Annotated in this window: 18 protein-coding genes; 11 read left to right on the top strand and 7 right to left on the bottom strand. The window is 60.1% G+C overall.

Annotated elements, in window-relative coordinates:
- Window positions 1-34: 34 nt before the first annotated feature.
- The 8 genes from AC2D8U_RS15390 (at window position 35) to AC2D8U_RS15355 (ending at window position 9003) form a co-directional block, all read left to right on the top strand.
- On the top strand, window positions 35-814 hold the full coding sequence (locus AC2D8U_RS15390; RefSeq protein ID WP_484619962.1) for an SDR family oxidoreductase: 780 nt from the start codon (window positions 35-37) through the stop codon (window positions 812-814).
- Between the two features lie 10 nt (window positions 815-824).
- Window positions 825-1910: a 2Fe-2S iron-sulfur cluster-binding protein gene (locus tag AC2D8U_RS15385; protein WP_484619961.1), complete on the top strand. Its 1086-nt coding sequence runs from the start codon at window positions 825-827 to the stop codon at window positions 1908-1910.
- A gap of 162 nt (window positions 1911-2072) precedes the next feature.
- Window positions 2073-2666 carry an anthranilate synthase component II gene (locus AC2D8U_RS15380; protein WP_484619960.1) on the top strand — a complete coding sequence of 198 codons (594 nt, stop codon included), beginning with the start codon at window positions 2073-2075 and terminating at the stop codon, window positions 2664-2666.
- Window positions 2667-2923: 257 nt separating this feature from the next.
- Window positions 2924-4000: a hypothetical protein gene (locus tag AC2D8U_RS15375; protein WP_484619959.1), complete on the top strand. Its 1077-nt coding sequence runs from the start codon at window positions 2924-2926 to the stop codon at window positions 3998-4000.
- Window positions 4001-4439: 439 nt separating this feature from the next.
- Complete coding sequence (locus AC2D8U_RS15370; RefSeq protein WP_484619958.1) at window positions 4440-5657, top strand: aspartate aminotransferase family protein; 1218 nt, start codon at window positions 4440-4442, stop codon at window positions 5655-5657.
- Window positions 5658-5672: 15 nt separating this feature from the next.
- Window positions 5673-6686, top strand: a complete 1014-nt coding sequence (gene astA / locus AC2D8U_RS15365) for an arginine N-succinyltransferase (RefSeq protein WP_484619957.1) — start codon at window positions 5673-5675, stop codon at window positions 6684-6686.
- 50 nt (window positions 6687-6736) lie between these two features.
- Entirely contained in the window at window positions 6737-8197 is a 1461-nt protein-coding gene (astD, locus tag AC2D8U_RS15360) for a succinylglutamate-semialdehyde dehydrogenase (protein WP_484619956.1), read from the top strand.
- An 8-nt stretch (window positions 8198-8205) separates the two neighbouring features.
- On the top strand, window positions 8206-9003 hold the full coding sequence (locus AC2D8U_RS15355; protein WP_484619955.1) for a 2-oxoadipate dioxygenase/decarboxylase family protein: 798 nt from the start codon (window positions 8206-8208) through the stop codon (window positions 9001-9003).
- A gap of 68 nt (window positions 9004-9071) precedes the next feature.
- Here AC2D8U_RS15355 and crp read toward each other — a convergent pair whose 3' ends face one another.
- The 5 genes from crp to AC2D8U_RS15330 form a co-directional block, all read right to left on the bottom strand.
- Window positions 9072-9707, bottom strand: coding sequence for a cAMP-activated global transcriptional regulator CRP (gene crp, locus AC2D8U_RS15350; protein WP_345335022.1), 636 nt, complete (start codon window positions 9705-9707; stop codon window positions 9072-9074).
- 165 nt (window positions 9708-9872) lie between these two features.
- Complete coding sequence (locus AC2D8U_RS15345; protein ID WP_484619954.1) at window positions 9873-10793, bottom strand: phosphoribulokinase; 921 nt, start codon at window positions 10791-10793, stop codon at window positions 9873-9875.
- Between the two features lie 59 nt (window positions 10794-10852).
- Complete coding sequence (locus AC2D8U_RS15340; protein WP_484619953.1) at window positions 10853-11104, bottom strand: YheU family protein; 252 nt, start codon at window positions 11102-11104, stop codon at window positions 10853-10855.
- Between the two features lie 49 nt (window positions 11105-11153).
- A complete protein-coding gene (locus AC2D8U_RS15335) occupies window positions 11154-12047 on the bottom strand; it encodes a DUF3187 family protein (protein WP_484619952.1) in 894 nt (297 codons plus the stop codon).
- A 109-nt stretch (window positions 12048-12156) separates the two neighbouring features.
- Window positions 12157-13113 carry a hydrolase gene (locus AC2D8U_RS15330; protein WP_484619951.1) on the bottom strand — a complete coding sequence of 319 codons (957 nt, stop codon included), beginning with the start codon at window positions 13111-13113 and terminating at the stop codon, window positions 12157-12159.
- A 72-nt stretch (window positions 13114-13185) separates the two neighbouring features.
- Here AC2D8U_RS15330 and AC2D8U_RS15325 point away from each other — a divergent pair, with 72 nt between their 5' ends.
- Both AC2D8U_RS15325 and AC2D8U_RS15320 read left to right on the top strand, forming a co-directional pair.
- The gene (locus AC2D8U_RS15325; protein WP_484619950.1) at window positions 13186-13692 is read left to right on the top strand and encodes a TAT leader-containing periplasmic protein; all 507 of its coding nucleotides are present in this window, start codon (window positions 13186-13188) and stop codon (window positions 13690-13692) included.
- Complete coding sequence (locus AC2D8U_RS15320; protein WP_484619949.1) at window positions 13689-15290, top strand: GMC family oxidoreductase N-terminal domain-containing protein; 1602 nt, start codon at window positions 13689-13691, stop codon at window positions 15288-15290. The genes AC2D8U_RS15325 and AC2D8U_RS15320 overlap by 4 nt, the downstream gene beginning before the upstream one ends.
- Here AC2D8U_RS15320 and AC2D8U_RS15315 read toward each other — a convergent pair.
- Window positions 15283-15780: a TIGR02444 family protein gene (locus tag AC2D8U_RS15315; RefSeq protein ID WP_484619948.1), complete on the bottom strand. Its 498-nt coding sequence runs from the start codon at window positions 15778-15780 to the stop codon at window positions 15283-15285. The genes AC2D8U_RS15320 and AC2D8U_RS15315 overlap by 8 nt on opposite strands.
- A 2-nt stretch (window positions 15781-15782) precedes the next feature.
- Window positions 15783-17675 carry an ATP-binding cassette domain-containing protein gene (locus AC2D8U_RS15310; protein WP_484619947.1) on the bottom strand — a complete coding sequence of 631 codons (1893 nt, stop codon included), beginning with the start codon at window positions 17673-17675 and terminating at the stop codon, window positions 15783-15785.
- 77 nt (window positions 17676-17752) lie between these two features.
- Here AC2D8U_RS15310 and AC2D8U_RS15305 point away from each other — a divergent pair, with 77 nt between their 5' ends.
- Window positions 17753-17953: a YheV family putative zinc ribbon protein gene (locus tag AC2D8U_RS15305; protein WP_484619946.1), complete on the top strand. Its 201-nt coding sequence runs from the start codon at window positions 17753-17755 to the stop codon at window positions 17951-17953.
- The last annotated feature ends 48 nt before the right edge of the window (window positions 17954-18001 follow it).

Below are 18001 nucleotides of genomic sequence, written 5' to 3'. Positions count from 1 at the left end.
CTGCGGAACATTATTCTAAAAAGGAAAGTCAGTCATGGGACGAGTTCAAGGGAAAGTCAGCATCATCACCGGCGGTGCCAGCGGCGTCGGCCTGGAGGATGCCAAGTTGTTGGTGGCGGAGGGCGGCAAGGTGGTGATCGCCGATCTCAATGTTGAGGCCGGGGAGGCGCTGGCCGCCGAGCTCGGTGAGGCGGCGCTGTTTGTCCGTCACGACATCAGCTGCGAAGACAGTTGGCAGATGTTGATAGAGAAGACGCTCAAAGCGTTTGGCAAACTGGATGTACTGGTCAACAACGCCGGCATATTGGTGCCCGCCAATATCGAGCAAACCTCCCTGGAGGTGTGGCGCAAGGTCAATGCCATCAACAGTGACGGCTACTTCCTGGGGTGTAAGTACGCCATCCTGGCGATGAAGGAAACCGGCGGCGGGGCCATCATCAACATGTCCTCCCTGGCGGCCATCCACGGCATGAGTCAGTTCTGCGCCTACTCGGCTTCCAAAGGTGCGGTAGCGGCGCTGACCCGTAACGTCGCCGTACACTGCAAAGAGCGCGGCTACAACATCCGCTGCAACAGCATCCATCCGGATGGGATCGATACCCCCATGACTCAGGCGCTGCGTGCCAAGGTGCCCAAGCCGCGCAGCGAAGCAGAAGCCGCTGCGATGATCAAGGCCGGCCAGCGGGCCGACGCCAGAATGTGCGATCCCAAGGAGATCGCCAACTTCGTGCTCTACCTGGCCTCGGATGAATCCAAGTTTATCAACGGTGCCGAGCTGAAGATCGACAACGCCCACACAGTCGGCGATTTTTAAGGAGAGCGTGATGAGTGAAGCACAGACGTTGGTGGCCACGCCGGTGGCAGAAGAAAACGGCTATTACCGCCTGACTGTGGCGCAAGTGATCGAGGAAACCCACGACACCAAGTCCCTGGTGTTTGCCATTCCCGAGGCGCTCAAGGCCGCCTTCCAATACAAGGCCGGGCAGTTTCTGACCCTGAAAGTGCCCTATGGCGATCAGCAACTGATCCGCTGTTATTCGCTGGCCAGCTCACCGGACACGGAGAACGAGCACAAGGTCACCATCAAGCGGGTGGTGGACGGACGGATCTCAAACTGGATCAACGATCAGGTCCAGGCCGGCGATGACATCCTGGTACTGCCTCCCGCCGGCCTGTTCCATCTGGGCAAAGAGAGCGACGACGGCGACATTGTGCTGTTTGGCGGTGGCTCCGGCATCACCCCGGTGATCTCCATTCTTAAGACCGCGCTGGCCACCACGGCGCGCAACATCAAGCTGGTGTACGCCAACCGCGACGACAACAGCGTGGTGTTCAATGCCGAGCTGCGCCAATTGATGCAGGCCAACTGGCAGCGGTTGGAGATCGTCCATCTGCTCGACTCCATCCACGGCTATTTGAGCGCGCCTCAGGTCGACCAACTGGTGGCGGGGCACTGTAACCCCGAGTACTTCATCTGTGGCCCCGGCCCCTTCATGGACACGGTGGAAAACGCGCTGCTGGCCCGTGGCGAAGCGAAGGACCGCATCCACGTCGAGCGTTTTGTCTCGCCGCAGGATCCCAAGGCGGCGGCGGAGATCGAAGCGATGGCGCGGGAGGCGGCCGCCGACTCCAGTGCCACCTCCATCGAAGTATTACTGGATGATGAAGTGCATCAGCTGGACTACGAGCCCGGCGATACTCTGCTGCAAACCATCAGTAAGGCGGGGATCGATGCGCCGCGCTCCTGCGAGGAGGGGTTCTGCGGTGCCTGCATGTGTAAGGTGAAGCGCGGTGAAGTGAAGCTGAACATCAATGATGTGCTCTCACCCGAAGAGGTGGAGGAGGGCTGGACCCTGGCCTGTCAGGGGCGCCCCATGAGCCCAGATGTGTCCGTCGAATTCCCGGATTGAGTGGTCTTACCTAAAAACCGGCGCAGCCATGGCTGCGCCGGTTTTGTGTTGGAGAGGGGGCAAGGTGGCTAGTGTTACCCGGGATCGTTCGAGCGCAATGTGTCGCAAACCTGTTAGAATCCGCCAAACCTTGATTCAGCGCCATACGACAGCTTTCGCCCTATGATCTTTATGCTCGATAACTACGACTCCTTTACCTATAACCTGGTGCAGTATTTCCAACAACTGGGACAGGAGGTGGTGGTGCGCCGCAATGATGAGACCAGTGTGGCGGAGATCGAAGCCCTGGCACCGGATCATATTGTGATCTCGCCTGGCCCCAAGGATCCTGATCGGGCAGGGATCTCCCTGGCGGTGATCGAACACTTTGCCGGTAGGCTGCCGATCCTTGGAGTGTGCCTGGGTCATCAGAGCATTGCCCAGCATTTTGGTGCGACCGTGGTGCGGGCCGAGAAGGTGATGCACGGCAAAACCTGCGAGATCAAGCACCATGATGTGGGGGTGTTCCAGGGCCTGAACCAGCCATTGACCGTGACGCGCTATCACTCCCTGGTGGTGGATCCCGCCACCTTGCCCCCTTGCCTGGAGGTGACCGCCTGGAGTCGGTCGGCCAGTGGCGCCCTGGAGATCATGGGCCTTCGCCATAAGCACTTGGAGCTGGAGGGGGTGCAGTTCCATCCGGAGTCGATCCTGACCGAGCAGGGGCTTCAACTGCTTGGTAACTTTCTCCGTAATGTCAGTCAGCAGGCCCAGTAGCGAGCGTCTCTCCTCATTCCTGTGAATCCCCTCGGGATTTGTTGAGTTTTTCTCGCCCTCCCGACCCTGCTCCCTTGGTGCGCCAGAGTTCAGTCTTGTACTGCCTGGGACGAGAGAATATCGCCTCGCTCCGGGGAAGTTGAAAAGGAAAATCAACGTAAAGTATTTACGAAGCAGTCAGTTGAGATCTAGAGTTTGAGGTGGAACTCTTTCGTCGGCCACTTTGCCGCCGACTCTGCTCAGGGAGCAAGGAATGCATGAGCCATGATAATAGGCCACTTGCCGGGGTAAACCCTCTTTACGATACCGGCGCGCTGCACCAGAGCGTCTGGCAATTCCTTCTTATGGGGCCGAAACCGTCAGCAGGGGATGAGATGCCAAGCCTGTTGGATGAGAGCTACTGGCGCAGCAAACTGGGGTGTGAGCAGGAGGCCGAGGCCACCCGTCTGCTCGAATGGCGACGGGCCTACCGTGAGGCGCAAGGGATCCGAGAGTGCTTTTGGCTCCACTTGTCCGAGGAGTTGGGAGACGCGTTGAACTCTCCAGAGGAGATGCTGCAGCGAACTCTAGTGCGTCAGGAACATTTGGTGCTCCTCGAGCTCCTGCTGGACGATCAGGTCGATCGGCGAAAACTGCTCGCCTTGGCGTTACCCCTCCCCTGGCTTTGTGAAGGACTGCTTCGTCATGTCAATCGGATCCAGCGAGAGCAGGAGCGTCCCGCCGTGCATGATCCCAGGCTGGCATTTAATTATCTTGGCATCGACCAATTGCAAGAGGTGATCCCTTGGTTGCTGTTTCAGTATTGGAGCCAGCATGGTGGGGTTGGCGGGCGAAAACGCAAGCTTTGGCGATTGATCCAGCGACAAAGCGAACGCGCGATCTTGTTGGCGCGAGCCCGCGAGCTGCCCATTGGTCCCGTGGCGGTGTTGGCGGTCCTGCAAGGCTTGGATCTCCTGCTACTGATCAATACCGGGGAGTCCCTGTTTCATGAGTTGCATCAGCATTGGCTGGAGTATTCTCAGGAGCGAGGAGACAATACCACCCACCAGGCCGTGCTGGGGTTGAGTCTCCCTGGACGGGTACTGCTGGCACCATTGCAACATCATCCTGGCTGGTCTCGGCGGCTGTTGGCGCATATGCAACAGCACAGAACACTGGCGCTATTAACGGAGATTGCGCACCCGGATCCTGCATTGCTGTCTCCCTCGTCATCCGTGGTGGCCCGTGCCCATCTTCTTGCTCTGCTGGAACTGGCGCGTAAACAGCAGCTGGTACCCGAAAAAACGTTGGAGCATTGGTTGTTGGCTTATCTGCCTGAAGAGTGCCCCCGTTAATCACATGCGATCAGGCGCAGGGGGCAGAGCGGGGCAGGAGACCTTGTTGCAGCGAATGACTCCTTGGCCTCCTGTCGCTGTTCCCGTGATGTGAGTTTCTCCCTGTTCCCTGGCTCCCCTCCCCTTGGGGTGGGTGCATATCTCATCATACTCGAAGCATAAGTTCGCGTTCGCCGGAAGGTGGACGCCTGGCCGTGATCGCCGTTGCCCCGCCTGGGTAGCCTTTGGTTGGAAGAAACTGTGCCGTTTGGGGGTGTTTATTTTGTCGTTCTCTCCCTGCGAGTGGCCTTGCACTCATGAATAAATACGCAAAACATGTAAAAATGGACTTTAGTGCCTTATTTTGACTACTGATGTGTATTTTTATAGGGTTTGTTGTTAACGCAAAGGAGTGGCTGCCCCTTGGGCTTTGGCTTTCGGGGTCGACAGGAGAGATTAAATGAGTAAGCAAAATGCCCCGTTTCGGGCTCAATTTGACCAGGTGATGGTGCCCAATTATTGTCCGGCCGATATCGTTCCTATACGTGGTGAAGGCAGCCGGATCTGGGACAGCGAGGGGCGTGAATTCATCGATTTTGCCGGTGGCATTGCCGTCAACAGCCTGGGCCATTGTCACCCAGTCATGGTCGCTGCCCTGAATGAGCAAGGGGGCCAGCTATGGCATGTGTCGAATGTCTTTACCAATGCACCGGCATTGCGTTTGGCCCAGACCCTGGTGGAGCACACGTTTGCTGAACGGGTCTATTTTGCCAACTCGGGTGCCGAGGCGAATGAAGCGGCTCTGAAGCTGGTACGTCGCTACGCCCTGGAACATCATGGCGAGCAAAAGGATCAGATCCTCGCCTTCGATCAGTCCTTCCACGGTCGCACCTTCTTCACGGTGACGGTTGGTGGCCAGCCGGCCTATTCCGATGGCTTTGGTCCCAAACCCGGTGCCATTGAACACTTGCCTTACAATGATATCGAAGCATTCGAGGCGGCCATCAGTGCACGTACCTGTGCCGTGATCATGGAGCCGATGCAGGGAGAAGGGGGGATCATTCCCGCCGAACCGGCCTTTATTCGGCGGGTGCGTGAGCTCTGTGATCAACACGATGCCCTGTTGATCTTCGACGAGGTGCAAACCGGGGCGGGGCGAACTGGCACCCTCTATGCCTATGAGCAATTTGGTGTCGTACCGGATCTCCTGACCTCGGCCAAGGGGCTGGGTGGGGGCTTTCCTGTCGCGGCCATGCTCACAACCGCCAAGATTGCCGCCAGCCTTAAAGTGGGCACCCATGGTTCTACCTACGGCGGCAATCCACTGGCTTGTGCCGTGGCTCAGGCGGTGATCGATGAGATCCGCAAGCCCGAGGTGCTGGCGAATGTGCGGGAGCGTCATGCTCAATTCCGCGCCGGGCTGGAGGCGATCAATGAGAAATTTAAGGTGTTTGCCGAAGTGCGTGGCATGGGTCTGCTGCTGGGCGCCGCGCTCAATGATGACTACAAGGGCCGTGCCAGGGACTTCCTGATGGCCAGTGCCGATGCGGGCCTGATGTGTCTGGTCGCCGGGGCCGATGTGGTGCGCTTTGCCCCCAGTCTGGTGATCTCCGAAGCCGAAGTGGCCGAGGGGCTGGCCCGGTTCGAGCAGGCCGTGGCCACGGTCGTTGCCGTCTAATCTCCGGAGTCTGCCATGCTGATCATCCGTCCCATCCGCCAGTCTGATTATCCCGCCCTGTTGGTCATCGCCAAGGCGTCGGGCCATGGTTTCACCTCACTGCCGGTGGATGAGGCCCTGCTGAAGCGCAAAATTGCCCGTTCGGAGGCCAGTTTTGCCAGGGCGGTGATCCAGCCCGGGGATGAAGGCTATCTGATGGTGCTGGAGGAGGCGGGCCAGGTGGTGGGCACCTGTGGATTAGAAGCAGCTGTGGGCAGCCGTGATGCCTTCTACCACTACCGGCTTGGCAAGGATGTGCATGTGTCCGAGAAGTTGGGGATCCGCCGAGAGGTGCAGACCCTGACCCTGTGCAATGACTACACGGGCGCCTCTGAGCTGTGCACCCTGTTCCTGTTGCCCCAGTGGCGACGGGATCAGATCGGACGAATGCTGTCGCGCAGCCGCTTTATGATGCTGGCCGCTTTTCCTGAGCGCTTCGGCGAAACGGTGATCGCGGAGATGCGGGGGATCAGTGATGAGGCGGGGCGCTCTCCCTTCTGGCAGTGGCTGGAGGATCACTTTTTTGGTATCGATTTCCCGACCGCAGATTATCTGACCGGGATCGGTGACAAGGTGTTCGTCGCCGAGTTGATGCCGCGTCACCCCATCTATGTCAATCTGCTCAGCCCTCAGGCCCAGGCCGTCGTGGGCCGGGTGCATCCCAAAACCGAGCCCGCCCTGGCCCTGCTGCAGGCGGAGGGGTTTCGCTATAAAAACTATGTCGATATTTTCGATGCGGGACCGACCGTCGAGTGCCAGCGGGATCAGATCCTTGGGGTGCAACAATGTCAATCTCGGCGGAGCTTGGAGGTGGAAGGGGCACAACTGGAGGGAGAGTACCTGATCAGTAACGGCAGGTTGCCGGAATACCGGGTGATCCGGACCGCTGCCATGATGGGTCAGAGCGGGGACAGTGTCGGCTTGAGTCGGCAGAGTCTGCTGGCCTTGCAGATCAAGGCCGGGGATCCGGTCTGGGTACTCCCCCTGTAAACCGAGCCGGCCGTGTCCTGGCTGCGCTCCTGGAGGTAAGGAAAGACACCATGAGCCATTTGATTAATGATTGCTGGACAGAAGGGCAGGGGGAGGCCATGGTCTCCCTGAATCCTGCGACCGCACAGGAGCTGTGGCGGGGGCGTAGTGCCAGTGAACGGCAGGTGGATGATGCCGTTGCTGCTGCTCGAAGTGCCCAACTCCCGTGGTACCTATCGGGGCTGGAGGCCCGCATCGCCACCATTGAGCGCTTTAAGGCCCAACTGGAGCACAGCAAAGAGAGCCTGGCCGAGGTGATCAGCCAGGAGACGGGCAAACCCCTGTGGGAAACCCGTACCGAAGTGGCGGCGATGATCGGCAAGGTGGCTTTGTCTGTTCAGGCCCAGGCCGAGCGTAGCGGTGAGAGCCGCCGCGAGTTACCCACAGGCCGGGCGGTACTGCGCCATAAGCCCCATGGCGTGGTGGCCGTGTTTGGCCCCTATAATTTCCCGGCCCACCTGCCCAACGGCCACATCATTCCGGCCCTGCTGGCCGGTAATACCGTGGTACTCAAGCCCTCCGAGTTGACGCCCCTGGTGTCTGAGGCCGTGCTGAAACTGTGGCAGGCCGCCGATCTGCCCGCCGGGGTGATCAACCTGATACAGGGCGAAGTGGCAACCGGTAAGGCACTGTCGACGCATCCTCAGATCGACGGCCTGTTCTTCACCGGCAGCTCCCGTACCGGCCACCTGTTGCACCGTCAGTATGCCAACCAGCCCGGTAAGATCCTGGCACTGGAGATGGGCGGCAATAATCCGCTGGTCGTGCGACAGGTGACGGATGAGCGGGCGGCGGTTCATGACATCATTCAATCGGCGTTTCTCTCCAGTGGTCAGCGCTGCACCTGTGCAAGGCGTCTCTATCTGCCCCGGACTCCTCAGGGAGAGGCGATCCTGGCACGGCTGATTGAGGCGACTCGACAGATCCGTGTGGCCGAGCCGGATGCCGAACCCGCTCCCTTCATTGCCAGCATGATCTCCACCGATGCGGCACTGGGGATGATCTCGGCTCAGCAAAGGCTGGAAGCCTTGGGCGCTGAGGTGCTGGAGCCGCTGCGGCTGATCAAGCTGGGGACCGGGTTGATCCGACCCGGGATCCTCGATGTGACCGCGATCGCCCAGTTGCCCGATGAGGAGTATTTTGGCCCTCTGTTGCAGGTGATCCGTTACGACGACTTTGATCAGGCCATCGCCCTGGCCAACGACACCCAGTACGGCCTGTCGGCGGGCCTGTTGTCTGACAGCCAGGAGGAGTGGGATTATTTCTGGCCCCGGATCCGAGCCGGTATCGTCAACTGGAACAAACCGATCACCGGAGCGGCGGGCTCGGCGCCCTTTGGCGGGATCGGTGCCAGTGGCAACCATAGGGCCAGTGCCTACTATGCGGCGGATTACTGTGCCTATCCGGTCGCCTCGGTCGAGGCGGACACGCTCACGGTGCCGGGGACCCTGGCACCGGGACTCATGCTGTAGGAGGCGGTATGCGTCACACCATCGACAGCCTGTTTGACGCCCTGTGGCAGGATTATCTGGTGCAGTGCCCCAGTGCCAAACCCATCCACGCCCTGCTGGGAAGAGGGGAGCGGGTGATCAATGATCATGTGGCATTTCGGACCTTTAATCTGCCCGAGGTGGGGCTGGACAAGTTGGCGGCCCATTTCCTGGCGCTGGGCTATGAGGCCAAGGGGGAGTATGAGTTCAAACAGAAGAAGCTGTTTGCTCGCCACTTCGAGCACCCGGATCACGATGCGCCCCTGGTATTTATCTCGGAACTCCTGCTGGAGCAATGCTCTGAGTCGCTGCAGGCGATGGCTCGGGCGCTGGTCGCCCAGCTGCCGGAAGGGGCCGCGCAGCAACCGGATTTCCTCTACAGTGGTGCCCGCTGGCAGCTGGATCAGGCCAGCTATCAGCGCCTGCTGGCGGAGAGTGAGTATGCCGCCTGGCTGGCGGCCTTCGGCTATCGAGCGAACCATTTCACGGTCGGGATCAACGCGCTGAGCCAGTTTGATCGCATCGAGGCGGTTAATGGGGCTTTGAAGCAGGCGGGCTTTGCCCTGAATGCCAGTGGTGGCGAGATCAAAGGCAGTCCACAAGTGCTGCTGGAGCAGTCCTCGACCCTGGCGGACCGGGTGGCGGTGTGCTTTAGCGATGGGGTGTTGGTGATCCCGGCCTGTTTCTACGAGTTTGCGTTGCGCTATCCGATGGCGGATGGCCGCCTGTACCGAGGTTTTGTGGCCGCCTCGGCGGACAGGATCTTTGAATCCACCAATGTACGGTAAGCTATCAGCTATCAGCTATAAAGAAAAAGGCACCCCTTGGGGTGCCTTTTTCATGGTACAGCGCCGTATTAGCGGGTGCCGTAGACCACGATGGTTTTACCATGGGCCTGGATCAGGTTTTGCTCTTCCAGCATCTTGAGGATGCGGCCCACGGTTTCGCGGGAACAGCCGACGATCTGACCGATCTCCTGGCGGGTGATCTTGATCTGCATGCCGTCCGGATGGGTCATGGCATCGGGCTGGCGAGCCAGGCTCAGCAGGGTCTGAGCGATACGACCTGCGACGTCCAGGAATGCCAGGTCCCCAACCTTTTGGGAAGTGGACTGCAGGCGGTTGGCCATCTGGGCAGAAAGTTTCATCAGGATGTCCGGGTTCACCTGGATCAACTGACGGAATTTCTTGTAGGAGATCTCGGCGATCTCGCACGGAGACTTGGCACGAACCCAGGCGGTGCGCTCAGGCTGCTCTTCGAACAGGCCCAGTTCACCGATAAAGTCACCCTGGTTCAGGTAGGACAGGATCATCTCCTTGCCCTCTTCGTCTTTGATCAGCACCGCTACGGAGCCTTTCACGATGTAGTACAAGGTGTCGGACTCTTCGCCTGCGTGGATCAGAGTGCTTTTCGCAGGGTACTTATGAATGTGGCAGTGGGACAGGAACCACTCCAGGGTCGGATCGGGCTTGGGCTTGCCAATCAGCGCCATAGTCTTTATTCCTTTCAGTAGGATAAAACGCTTGAAACTTAATTCAGAATTCTAGGATTAAATGTTAATGGCGTAAAGTACCCGACACTTTGAATCAGGTCCAGTTTTTACAATTTGTGTGGCGATCCAGAGCACATTTTCGCACTTTCACGATGTTGTCAGCATTTAGCTCTTATTGGCTTCGCTGGTTCCCAGGCTTTGTGCCTGCTCTGCCAATAGGCACTGTTGCCGTGTTTGCTTTATTTTCCGGATCAGTGGGGTCAGGATCAGCTCCATGGCCAGTGCCATCTTGCCGCCAGGCACGACCAGGGTATTGACCCGGGACATGAAGCTGCCTTCGATCATCTGCAGATAGAAGGGAAAATTGGCTTCCTCGATGCCACGAAAGCGGATCACCACAAAGCTCTCATCCAGGCTGGGTATGTCTTTGGCCGAGAAGGGGTTGGAGGTGTCGACCGTGGGTACCCGCTGAAAATTGATATGGGTTCGGGAGAATTGAGGCGTCATATGCGCCACATAGTCACCCATGGAGCGGACGATGGAATCCATCACCTTCTCGCGGCTGTGGCCGCGCTCGTTGGTGTCGCGAATGATCTTCTGGATCCACTCCAGGTTGACGATGGGCACCATGCCGATCAGCAGGTCGGCGTGTTGTGCGACGTCCACTTCGTCCGTTACCACGGCGCCGTGCAGCCCTTCGTAGTAAAGCAGTTCACTCTCCTGCGGCAGGTCCTGGTAAGGCGTGAAGGTACCGGGCATCTGGTTGAAGGGCACGGCTTCGTCGAAGGTGTGCAGATAACGTCTGAACTGGCCGGTGCCGGTGGCACTGTACTGGGCAAAGAACTGCTCCAGTGCCTGGAAATCGTTGGCCTCGGGACCAAAGTAACTGATGGCCCGTCTATCATCCCGTGCTTTACGGATCGCCAGCTCCATCTCACCCCGGGTATAGCGATGGAAGCTGTCTCCTTCGATCAGGGCCGCATTGATCTCCAGTTGGCGAAAGATATGCTTGAACGCTGTGGTGGTGGTGGTGGTGCCGGCACCGGAGGAGCCGGTGACCGCTATAATGGGGTGCTTGGCCGACATAATCCCTCAATCTCGACGCAGATGAATCTTTCTTTTATACGGTGCCGCCGTGGGCGGGGTCAAGCATCTGCCCCTTGGACCAGATCATCGGCCCGGCGGATCGCGACGCTTTCATTCTCCTCGGCATACTCCACCACCAGTTCCCCTCTCTTTAGGGCGCTCCTCGCCTGCTCGATGCTGTTGGTCAACTGGGCGGCGTCGATCTGGTCGAACCCTTCGTCGCCGATCTGGGTCAACAGGTATTCTCGGATCAGGTTGTCGACGGTCTCAACGGGTAGGGATTGGCACAGGGTGGGGTAATCGATCAGCATGATGGCTTCCGGGGGAAAAAGGCCTGCCATTGTTGCCTTTGGCCGGGGATCAGTCAAATTGCAGGCGGTAGCGCACCTGGAGTCCGTAGTCAGCGGAGTTGTCGGCGTTGATCAGGTTTTCCATCAGGGTGAGATCCAGTGCATAGCGGGCTCGCCGATAGCGATAACCCAGCGCCATCTCGTGGCTGCTTTTGCTCAGCACGCCTGCCTGCTTGAGCGCACCCTGGGAGATCTGGTAGTGCAGCGCAAAGCTATGGCGGAATGAAAAATGGAGGCGGTAACCCAGATCCATATGCCAGAGATTGGCATGGGTGGGGGCACCCAGCACACGCTTGGCGCCGTTATGGCTTGCAGCGATCATGGCACTGAGCTGATAACGGCCTCGACGGTAGCCGTAATCCAGCTGCAGGGCAGCGTCCCAACGGCTGCCCTGACGCCAGACCGCTGCGATATCGTTGTACTGGGCAGAGGCTGTGGTACTCAGGCTGTGACGCTCCTGCTGAAGCCACTGATATCCTGCGGCGAGGTTGATCTGGTGGGCGAGTAACTGATTGCCGAAGTTGGTTTGATCCAGTCCGTAGCGAGGGAACTGGGCGACAAAACGGTGCTTGGCTACCTGGTCGCGACCGTTTTGGCTGAGGCCGGTGAGTTTATGGAAGGTCAGGGTTGGCTGATCCAGGTGCAGGTTGTCGCTGCGGGCCTGGTTGTAGTTCAGGCTGATCTGCCAGTTGGCCGCCAGGGTGGCAGCGAGGCTGAATCCGTAATCCCCGCGGTAATAGTCCAGTTCAAAGTCATCGTTCTGGGCGAATATGGAGGCCCCCTGGGCGTGCAGCGCCAGCTGCCAGCCCGGGCGGTAGGCACTCGTTCTAGGCCCAGGGCTCAGGATCAGTGCCTGAGCCGGGGCCGCAGAGCGCACCTGGATCGGTTCGTGATCAAAGGCCATTCCATATGGCGTGCCGCCCAGTAAAGCAGCAAATATCAGTCCCCTTTTTCGCCATGGGTCCATATCTGTCCTGATCGCATCGGAAGCCAGCCAAGTTTAGGTGAAAAAATCAGCCTGAGCGGAGGAAGCTTAAGATCCTGCGTTCCAGATAGAAGCGGGGGGCCCAGGGCCAGCCCCCCTCGATAAAGCCGACATGGCCCCCATACGGGCACAGCTCCAGCTCGACCGATGGGGCCAGTTCATGGCCGTGGGGAATAACGCCCTGGTCCATAAAAGGATCATCTTCTGCGTGCAGCAACAGGGTTGGGATCCGGATGGCGGTGAGATAGGGTTTGCCGCTGGCACGGCGATAGTAGTCATCGGCATTGAGGAAGCCGTTGAGGGGCGCCGTGATCTGATCATCGAAGTGGTAGAAGGTGTTCAGGCGTGACAGGGCTTCCCGGTTAAGGGTAAGGCGGTCGAGCTTTTCGGCGGTTTTACGTTGCAGGGTCTTGAGCAGGTGGCGCTGATAGACACGGGAAAATCCTCGCTCCATGCGACGGGCACACGCGGCCAGATCCAGTGGGGCCGACACCACCACGGCCCTTGCCACGGAGCACTTCGCTCCTCGCTCCCCCAGGTATTTGCTGAGCTGGTTGCCACCGAGGGAGTAGCCCACCACCCACAGAGGGTTGTTCGGATGGCGTCGTTTCAGTTCGTCGATCACCGCCGCCAGATCTTCACTGGCCCCACTGTGGTAGCTGCGCAGCAGGCGGTTCGGCTCGCCGGAGCAGGAGCGCTGGTGCATCACTACGGCAGCCAAGTTGTTTTGGGCTGCGGCGGTCAGCAGGCGCCGAATATAGTGAGAGTCCGCGCTGCCCTCCAGTCCGTGCACCAGTAGCAGCAACGGGGCGTGGCCCGTCGGCGTCCCCTGCCAATCCAGATCGAGAAAATCGCCGTCCTCCAGCTCCAACCGTTGGCGTTTCAGTGTCTGGGCACTCTGGGATCGGATCAACACCGGCCAGATGGTTTGCAAGTGGGGGTTACGCCACCAACGGGTTGGACGAAATACGTTTTTTGTGGTCATACTAGAACGAGCGTTTGAATTTTGACCGCCCTACTTTAACTCAGTTCTGGCGATGGATGCCAAGGAGGCAAGGTGGAACGACGCCAGTTTCTCTACGGGGCCCTGGCCAGCGCGACGGCATTGACCCTGGGCCTGGCCTGGTGGCCGGACTCTGATGAGGGGCCAGAAAGCGGGCTGGATGAGGCGCAGCAGTGGCTGTTTGCCGCCCTGGTGCCTGTGGTGCTTGAGGGGGTGGCCGAGGAGCAGCAGCTGGCCGAAGCGACGCCGGCCCTGGTGGCCGATGTGGCGGCGTTGATCGCCACTCTCCCCCCAGGCGTACAGGCACAGCTGCAGCAGTTGCTGGGGCTGCTCTCCAATCGACTGGTTCAACTGGCCCTGACCGGCTCACGTCTGCCTTTGTATCGACAAGATCCCGAGCGCCTCGCGGCGATGCTGGCCGACTGGCGTTTTCACTTCCTCGATCTGTTGCGGATCGCCTACGGTGCCCTGCGGGATCCCATTCTTGGGGTCTGGTACGGGGAGCCACGACACTGGTCGGCACTGGACTATGCGCCCCCGTCTCTGGGGGCAGCCCCATGATCCCGGATCCGATCCAGCTAGGGCTGGCGTCAGGCTGGCAGCATATCGATGGCAGTACCCTGAACGAGCCTCGAAGCTTCGATGTCGATGTGGTGGTGGTGGGCAGTGGTGCTGGGGGGGGCACGGCGGCGCAGATCCTGGCCGAAGCGGGTTTGCGCGTTCTGATCGTCGAGGCGGGCCCCCTTAAGTCCTCGAAGGACTTTGTGCTGCAGGAGCGGGTGGCCTATCCGGATCTCTATCAGCACTCCGCGGGCATGAAAACCAAGGATGGAGCCATCGGCATGCTGCAGGGACGGTGCGTGGGGGGATCCACCACGGTCAACTGGACCACCTCGATCCGCACGCCCACCCCCACCCTGGCCCATTGGCGCAACCACTATGGCCTGACCGAACTGACGCCCCAAAGCCTGGCCCCTTACTTTGAGCAGGCGGAGCAGGCGCTCAATATTCACCCCTGGCCGGTCCCCGCCAATGGCAACAATGCCGCCCTGGCCCGGGGCTGTGAGGCCCTGGGCTGGGACTGGACGGTGATCCGGCGCAATACCCGAGGCTGTGCCAATCTGGGCTATTGCGGCATGGGGTGTCCCCTCAACGCCAAGCAATCCATGCTGGTGACCACGATCCCGGCGGCTTTGGCGGCGGGGGCGACCCTGCTCAGTCGTACCGAAGCCTGGCAGCTGGAGCATGACGGCGAGCGGATCCGGGCACTGCACTGTCGCACTCGGGATCCGCAGCATCAGCGGCGTGCGGTGACCGTGCGGATCACCGCACGCCACTACCTGTTGTGCGGCGGGGCGTTGCACACCCCGGCCCTGCTGTTGCGCTCCCAGGCGCCGGATCCCCATGGACACCTGGGCCGGCGAACCTGCCTGCACCCCGTGGTGATCAGCATGGCGCGCTTTGCCGAGCCGATCCGGGCCCATGCGGGGGCCCCCCAGAGTGTCTATTCCGATCAGTTCCTTTGGCCCGACGATCCTCTGCAGCACGGTTTTAAGCTGGAAACCGCCCCCCTGCACCCTGTGCTGCTGGCGATGAAGAGTCCCGGCCTGGGGCGGGAGCACCGGGCCCTGATGCAGATCTTCAACCATGTTCATGCGACCTTGGCGTTGATCCGGGATGGCTTCAGTGAAGCCCTGCCCGGGGGACGGGTGGAGCTGGATCCCCATGGGGATCCGGTGCTGGACTATCCCTTGACCGATGAGTTCTGGCAGATCGCCCGGGTGGCCATGATTCAGATGGCCCGACAGCAGTTTGCGGCGGGGGCCGAGGCGGTGATGGTGGCGGGTGACAGGGCACTGTGGTGGCACAGCGCACTTGAGGCGGAAGCGGCCATAGAGCAGATGGCGCTGGGGCCGCTGCGCACCACTGTGGTGAGTGCGCACATCATGGGAGGGTGTGCCATGGGGGGCGGTCCGTCACAGGGGGCGGTGGACAGCCTGGGACGGCACTTTCAGCTGACGAACCTCAGCGTGATGGACGGCTCGACCCTGCCAACCAGCCTGGGGGCGAACCCCCAGTTGACCCTCTATGGCCTGGCCCGGCGCAATGCCAAGGCACTGGCCCGGCGATTGGGCGCCGAGCCTGCTGGGATCAGCTGAGGTTGTAGGTGGGCAGATCGTCGGCGGCGCACAGCTGGAACAGGTGGCTCAGTTGCTCCAGTAGATTGCCCGGCAGGGTGTTGGGCTCAATACCCTGGGCATCCAGGCAGGCCGCCAGATTGTCGCCGTCACCCTGATACTTCATGCGGGCAAGGGTTTTTAGGATCAGCTGCTGACTGCGCTTTTCCATCACCAGCTCGACATCCAGCATCTGTTGATAGCTTTCCTGGGGCAGGTTGTGTTTGGCCAGGCGACGCAGGGCGCGGTAGGGCTCGAGCATGCGGCTGCGCCACTGGCTTTGGGCCAACTCCAATAGGCGGAACTGGTGTTCGTCCAGGAACGCGCCCTGCTGCTCCAGCATCAGGCCCAATAGCAGCAAATTGGGCTCAAGACCATAGCGGTCCTGCAGCTCCAGTGCGGTGTGGCGCGCACCCGGTTGGCACCAGATCTTTTCGCTGAACTGCCAGTATGCTTCTGCGGTGATACTCATCCTTACTCCTGATCTTGCTGGCTTAGGGTCTCGATCTGCTCTTGCAGTTCAAGCCACTCCATCTCCAGTTCTTCCTGCTCTTGCTGGATCTGACCCCGCTCCTTGAGCAACCCGGTCAGCTCTGACTTGTTGTTTTCTTCGTATAAGGTACTGTCTGACAAGCGATTTTCCAACTCTTCCCAGCGTGTTTGTGCGCTGGCCATCGCCTTGTCGATCTGTTCCTGGCGTTTCTTATAAGGCGACAGGATTTTGCGCAATTCGGCTTCGCGACGCTTTTGTGCTTTTCGGTCTGGGGCAACGCCTTGGGCAGCGTCGGTTTGTGGCGTCTCTTTTTTTAGCAACCACTGGTGGTAATCCTCCAGATCGCCGGAGAAGGGTTGTACCTGACCGGCATCCACCAGATAGAAGTCTTCGCAGGTGGCCCGCAACAGGTGACGATCGTGCGAGACCACCACCATGGCGCCTTCGAAGCCCTGCAGCGCCATGGTCAATGAGTGGCGCATCTCCAGATCCAGGTGGTTGGTGGGCTCATCCAGCAGCAGCAGGTTGGGGCGCTGCCACACCAGTAGGGCCAGCACCAGGCGGGCCTTCTCGCCGCCGGAGAAGGGGCGTACCGGGGCCAGGGCCTTGTCGTTGGCAAAGCCGTAGCTGCCAAGGAAGTTGCGCAGCTCCTGCTCCTTGGCGTCGGGTGCCAGGCGCATCAGGTGATCCAGTGGCGAGTCATCCAGGCGCAGGGCTTCCAGCTGATGCTGGGCGAAGTAGCCGATCTTGACGCCATGGCTGACGGCCAGTTCTCCGGCTTGAGGCGTCAGTTCGCCGGACAGCAGTTTGATAAAGGTGGATTTACCCGCGCCGTTTCGGCCCAGCAGACCGATGCGGCTGCCGGGCACCAGATTCATCTTGATCTGGCGCAGGATGGTGACGTCACCATAGCCGGCCTGGACCTGATCCAGTCGCAACAGCGGAGAGGGCAGGGAAGCGGGCTCCCGAAAAGTCATATGGAACTGGGAGTCGGCATGGGCTGGGGCCGACAGGGTCAGTTTTTCCAGGGCCTTGAGTCGGGATTGGGCCTGGCGGGCCTTGCTGGCCTTGGCGCGGAAGCGATCGACGAACGCCTGCATATGCGCCTTTTCCCGCTGCTGCTTTTCAAACATCGATTGCTGCTGGGCCTGGCGCTCGGCACGCACCCGCTCGAACTGGCTGTAGTTGCCCTTATAGTGGTTCAGCTGTTGCTGCTCGAGGTGAACCACTTCGCCCACCACGGCGTCGAGGAAGTCCCGGTCGTGACTGATCAGCAACAGGGTGCCCTCATAGCGTTTGAGCCAGCCCTCCAGCCAGATCAGGGTGTCCAGATCCAGGTGGTTGGTAGGCTCATCGAGCAGCAGCAGATCCGAGGGGATCAGCAGGGCTCTGGCCAGGTTAAGCCGCATGCGCCAGCCACCGGAAAAGGACTTTACCGGCTGGCCCTGTGCTGCATTATCAAACCCCAGGCCGTCGAGCAGTTCGGCGGCCTTGGCGGGCACCTGGTAGCCGTGGTAGGACTCAAATTTGTCGTGGGCATGGCCGATGCGGCGGCCGTCGCCATCCTCTTGAGCATGGTGCAGCTCCTGCTCCAGGGCTCGATAGGTCTGATCCCCATCCAACACATAGTCAAGGGCACTGCAGCTCTTGGCGGGGGTTTCCTGATCGACACAGGCCTGGCGCCAGTTGGCGGGGACTCGGCAATCTCCGGCATCCACCCCAAATTCTCCCCGCAGCAGGCCCAGCAGGCTCGACTTGCCCACGCCGTTCGCGCCGACCAGTGCCACTTTGTGGCCGGGGTAGAGGGTAAGACTGGCGTTATCCAGCAGACGTTTGCCGCCGCGGATGAGTTGGACCTGATCCAGGGTTATCATGGGGACACTTCAATTGGAAAAATTGGCCGGATGATAGCCCATTTTACCGGGCTGGCCCAACAGGGAGTCAACGCAGTATGAACCGCAGCAAGAAACGTTTTATCGCCGGGGCCACCTGCCCCAAGTGTCAGGAGGCAGACAGTATTCAACTCTACCGGGAGGCCGGGGTCGAGGTGATGGAGTGTGTGGCCTGTGGCTACCGCCAGCGCCAGGGCAGCGATGCGGCCCAGCAAGGTTCCGGTGGTGGCGAGCTGATTGGGGTATTCAAGCCTGATTGACAGCCGCCTCTAGGATCCGTCTGTACCTTGTGTTTGAGCTTGTATATC

The sequence above is a fragment of the Ferrimonas sp. YIN67 genome (assembly GCF_057219095.1).
This window is presented reverse-complemented; position numbering and strand designations above follow the sequence as displayed.

Bases quoted from the DNA above. Each gene is read 5' to 3' on its own strand.
- AC2D8U_RS15380 (WP_484619960.1), top strand. From the start codon at position 2,073: ATGATCTTTATGCTCGATAACTACGACTCCTTTACCTATAACCTGGTG.
- AC2D8U_RS15330 (WP_484619951.1), bottom strand. From the start codon at position 13,113: ATGACCACAAAAAACGTATTTCGTCCAACCCGTTGGTGGCGTAACCCC.
- AC2D8U_RS15385 (WP_484619961.1), top strand. From the start codon at position 825: ATGAGTGAAGCACAGACGTTGGTGGCCACGCCGGTGGCAGAAGAAAAC.
- AC2D8U_RS15340 (WP_484619953.1), bottom strand. From the start codon at position 11,104: ATGCTGATCGATTACCCCACCCTGTGCCAATCCCTACCCGTTGAGACC.
- astD (WP_484619956.1), top strand. From the start codon at position 6,737: ATGAGCCATTTGATTAATGATTGCTGGACAGAAGGGCAGGGGGAGGCC.
- AC2D8U_RS15355 (WP_484619955.1), top strand. From the start codon at position 8,206: ATGCGTCACACCATCGACAGCCTGTTTGACGCCCTGTGGCAGGATTAT.
- AC2D8U_RS15390 (WP_484619962.1), top strand. From the start codon at position 35: ATGGGACGAGTTCAAGGGAAAGTCAGCATCATCACCGGCGGTGCCAGC.
- AC2D8U_RS15305 (WP_484619946.1), top strand. From the start codon at position 17,753: ATGAACCGCAGCAAGAAACGTTTTATCGCCGGGGCCACCTGCCCCAAG.
- AC2D8U_RS15310 (WP_484619947.1), bottom strand. From the start codon at position 17,675: ATGATAACCCTGGATCAGGTCCAACTCATCCGCGGCGGCAAACGTCTG.
- AC2D8U_RS15375 (WP_484619959.1), top strand. From the start codon at position 2,924: ATGAGCCATGATAATAGGCCACTTGCCGGGGTAAACCCTCTTTACGAT.
- AC2D8U_RS15335 (WP_484619952.1), bottom strand. From the start codon at position 12,047: ATGGCCTTTGATCACGAACCGATCCAGGTGCGCTCTGCGGCCCCGGCT.
- AC2D8U_RS15315 (WP_484619948.1), bottom strand. From the start codon at position 15,780: ATGAGTATCACCGCAGAAGCATACTGGCAGTTCAGCGAAAAGATCTGG.
- AC2D8U_RS15320 (WP_484619949.1), top strand. From the start codon at position 13,689: ATGATCCCGGATCCGATCCAGCTAGGGCTGGCGTCAGGCTGGCAGCAT.
- AC2D8U_RS15370 (WP_484619958.1), top strand. From the start codon at position 4,440: ATGAGTAAGCAAAATGCCCCGTTTCGGGCTCAATTTGACCAGGTGATG.
- AC2D8U_RS15345 (WP_484619954.1), bottom strand. From the start codon at position 10,793: ATGTCGGCCAAGCACCCCATTATAGCGGTCACCGGCTCCTCCGGTGCC.
- crp (WP_345335022.1), bottom strand. From the start codon at position 9,707: ATGGCGCTGATTGGCAAGCCCAAGCCCGATCCGACCCTGGAGTGGTTC.
- astA (WP_484619957.1), top strand. From the start codon at position 5,673: ATGCTGATCATCCGTCCCATCCGCCAGTCTGATTATCCCGCCCTGTTG.